This window comes from Acidovorax sp. KPB24-07 (assembly GCF_057543315.1).
This window is the reverse complement of the sequence record NZ_BAAJYS010000362.1, coordinates 1-3,298: the sequence shown is the minus strand read 5'-3', so window position 1 is coordinate 3,298 and position 3,298 is coordinate 1. Positions and strand designations below refer to the sequence as shown.

Below are 3,298 nucleotides of genomic sequence, written 5' to 3'. Positions count from 1 at the left end.
GGACCGCGCCATCGCCCCCCCGGCCGGGCGCCCCGCTGGGCGCACGCAAAGCCGCCGCCCGCGTCGCGACGGACTGAGTAACCGTCTTTCAAGTCAAGCGCCGTGAAGCGATTGATCCCAAGGCTTGTTGGTTTTGACCATGGCGTTGAGCCTGGTCAGGAGCTTGCGCATGCAGGCCACCAGCGCCACCTTGGGCAGCTTGCCAGCGGCTTTGAGGCGGTCGTAGAAGGCCTTGATGGCGGGGTTGTGGCGCGCAGCGGTAAGCGTTGCCATGTAGAGCACGCGACGGATCTCGAAGCGCCCGCCCTGCACGCGTCGTCGTCCCTTCGTGTTGCCGGAGTCATCGGCCATCGGGGCGACCCCAACCAAGGCCGCGATCTCGCGGCGGTTGAGCTTGCCCAACTCAGGCAGTTCAGCAATCAGGGTGGCACTGGCCACCGCTCCGATGCCGCGGGCCGAACGCAACAGCTTGTCCAACTCGGCATAGTGAGTCTGAACGTGGCCGACCATCTGGGCCTCGACATCATCGAGCTGTATACGGATCGCCTCGATCATGGCCTGGATGCTCGGGCGCACGACAGCGATGGCCAGTTGCAGCCGCTGTCGCTCGGACAGCATCATCGTCACGAGTTGGCGCCTGCGCGTGACCATCGCCGCCAACGCCTGCTGCTGCGCATCGGCCAGAGGGCGGATCAAGCTGGCCAGGTCGTCGCGGCGCGCGAGCACGGCGGCGAACTCGGCGAGCATGCGGGCGTCGATGCGGTCGGTCTTAGCCAGTCGCCCCATGGACTTGGCGAAGTCGCGCGCCTGGCGTGGGTTGACCACCGCCACCGGCAGACCCGCAGCCTGCAATGCGCAGGCCAACGCCGCTTCGTAGCCGCCAGTGGCCTCCATCACCACCAGCGCCACGCCCAGCGGCTGCAAGGCCGCCGCCAGCGCCGAGTGAGCTTCGGCCTCGTTGTCAAAACGCTGGGCATCGAGCTTGGCACCCAGCACCGCAACATCGACATGCGCCTTGGCGATGTCGATGCCCACCACCACTGAGGAAATAGACATGGTCTTCAGATCCCTTGCTTGTGAATGCGCTCTCGGACGAGCCGGCGCGCGTAACCGTTCGGGCTTCAGGAAGACCAGCACGGCGACCGTGCGCGATGTACTCAGTCACGGGCTTCAACGCCCCAGCGCATACCACGCTGCACGGACCGGTCTGGCCGCCTCATCGGCAGTCAAACTCTACCGCGCTGGTCTGGTCTGAAACATACAAGCGCCCCCGGGCCCGCGTCAGGGCACCGGTGCGCCGCCTTCGAACCAGCGCCGCACCACGTCGCGCTCCTCGTCCGTCATGCCGGTGGCGTTGTTCATCGGCATGAGCTTTTGCACCACGGCCTGCTGGTAGATGGCCTGGGCGTGCTGCTTGACCGACGGGGCCGAATCGAGCCGCAGGTTCTTCATCTGCACCTGCTCGCCGTGGCACAGGAAACAGCGCTGCGCCAGCACGGGCTGCAGCTTTTCGTAGCCGATCGTGCCCGATGCCGTCGGATTGCTTGCCCCCTTAGCTATCAAATCAGTAGCATTTCCTGCAGCCACCGGGGTGGTGGCCGGTGGCACGGGCCGCATCCACACGATGGCGCCGACGATGGCCGCCACGCCCACCAGCGCGTAGGGCAGCGGGTTGCCGTTGCGCCCGAGCTTGTGGCCGTGGCGCATGACGAAGAACTGCCGGATGGCCGCGCCGGCGAACATCATCACAATCAGCACCAGCCAGTTCTGCGGGTGGCTCCAGGTGAAGCTGTAGTGGTTGGACAGCATGGCGAACAGCACCGGCAGCGTGAAGTACGTGTTGTGCACGCTGCGCTGCTTGCCGCGCTGGCCGTGGACCGGGTCCACGGGCTGGCCGGCCTGGATGGCGGCCACCATCTTCTTTTGCCCCGGAATGATCCAGAAGAACACGTTGGCGCTCATGGCCGTGGCGATCATCGCGCCCACCAGCAGGAAGGCCGCCCGGCCGGCGAACCAGTGGCAGGCCAGCCAGGAGGCCACGCACACCAGCCCGAACACAAGCGCGCCGACGATGGCGTCGCCGTTCCTGCGCCGCCCGAACAGGCGGCACACGGCGTCGTACAGCAGCCAGAAGACGACCAGGAAGCCCAGCGCCGCGCCGATGGCCGCGGGCGGCGCCCAGTCCATGCGCGATTTGTCGATGAGGTAGGTGCCGGCGCTCCACAGGTACGACACGGTGAACAGCGCGAAGCCGCTCAGCCAGGTGCTGTAGCTTTCCCAGTAGAACCAGTGCAGGTGCGCGGGCAGCTTCGGCGGCGAAACGGCGAACTTCACCGGATGGTAGAAGCCGCCGCCGTGCACGGCCCAGAGCTCGCCGCTCACGCCCTGCTTTTTCAGGTCGTCGTCGACCGGCGGCGTGAGGCTGCTGTCCAGGAAGACGAAGTAGAACGACGAGCCCACCCAGGCGATCGCGGTGATGACGTGGACCCAGCGCAGCAGCAGGTTGGCCCAGTCGAGGAGATAGCTTTCCATGTGTCTCAGCCTCGGCGGCGCACGAAGGCGCCATGGGGGCGGCGCGCGGCGCACCACCCGGTCAACCTGCTCACCACTGCGGGCGCTCTGAGCAGAAGAAAAGGCCGCGCACCTGGGGGCTGACGACACGCGTCGGCTCCGGGCACCGCTGCGACCTGTGCCGCGAGTGTATGCAGGAATCGTTCCTGCCGAACGCCCGGCGCGGCACGGCGGCGTGCGGATTTACCCGGGCTGCGCGGGGTCCGGCGGCACCGGCAGGGCCAGCAGCTGCGCCGCCACCGACACGGCGATCACCTCGGGCTCCTTGCCCGCGATGCCGGGCAGCCCGATGGGGCAGGTGACCCAGGCCAGCTCTTCGGGCGCGAAGCCGCGCGCGGCCAGCCGGTGCGAGAACGTTGCCCACTTCGTGCGGCTGCCGATGAGCCCGATGAAGGGCAGGTCGCCCTGTTCGCGCTGGCGCAGCAGGCAGGCGGCCACCACGTCCAGGTCCTCGGCGTGGCTGAAGCTCATGACGAGCACGCGCGAGCCCGGCGCGAGCGACGGCACGGCGGCGTGCACCGGATCAGAGTGCTCGCACGCCACGCTTGGCGGCGCCTCGGCCGGGGCCACGGGGAATGCGGGGAACACGCTGTCGCGGCTGTCGATCCAGGTCAGGGCGAACGGCAGGGCCGACAGCACGCGGACCAGCGCATGCCCCACATGGCCCGCGCCGAACAGCGCCACGGGCGTGCGCCCGGGGCGCCAGCCGCTGCGCCAGCGCGGCACG

2 protein-coding genes and 1 pseudogene are annotated in these 3,298 nt (G+C 68.4%); all 3 read right to left on the bottom strand.

Annotated elements, in window-relative coordinates:
- Positions 1-93 precede the first annotated feature (93 nt).
- Positions 94-1,056 carry an IS110 family RNA-guided transposase gene (locus tag AC27IQ_RS20970; RefSeq protein ID WP_487090646.1) on the bottom strand — a complete coding sequence of 321 codons (963 nt, stop codon included), beginning with the start codon at positions 1,054-1,056 and terminating at the stop codon, positions 94-96.
- Between the two features lie 225 nt (positions 1,057-1,281).
- Positions 1,282-2,532 carry a urate hydroxylase PuuD gene (locus AC27IQ_RS20965; protein ID WP_487090645.1) on the bottom strand — a complete coding sequence of 417 codons (1,251 nt, stop codon included), beginning with the start codon at positions 2,530-2,532 and terminating at the stop codon, positions 1,282-1,284.
- A 222-nt stretch (positions 2,533-2,754) separates the two neighbouring features.
- Positions 2,755-3,298: pseudogene (gene xdhC / locus AC27IQ_RS20960) on the bottom strand (xanthine dehydrogenase accessory protein XdhC); the annotation flags it as partial.

What these genes read in the sequence shown, in the direction of transcription:
- AC27IQ_RS20965 (WP_487090645.1), bottom strand. Translation starts at nt 2,532, where the DNA reads ATGGAAAGCTATCTCCTCGACTGGGCCAACCTGCTGCTGCGCTGGGTC.
- AC27IQ_RS20970 (WP_487090646.1), bottom strand. Translation starts at nt 1,056, where the DNA reads ATGTCTATTTCCTCAGTGGTGGTGGGCATCGACATCGCCAAGGCGCAT.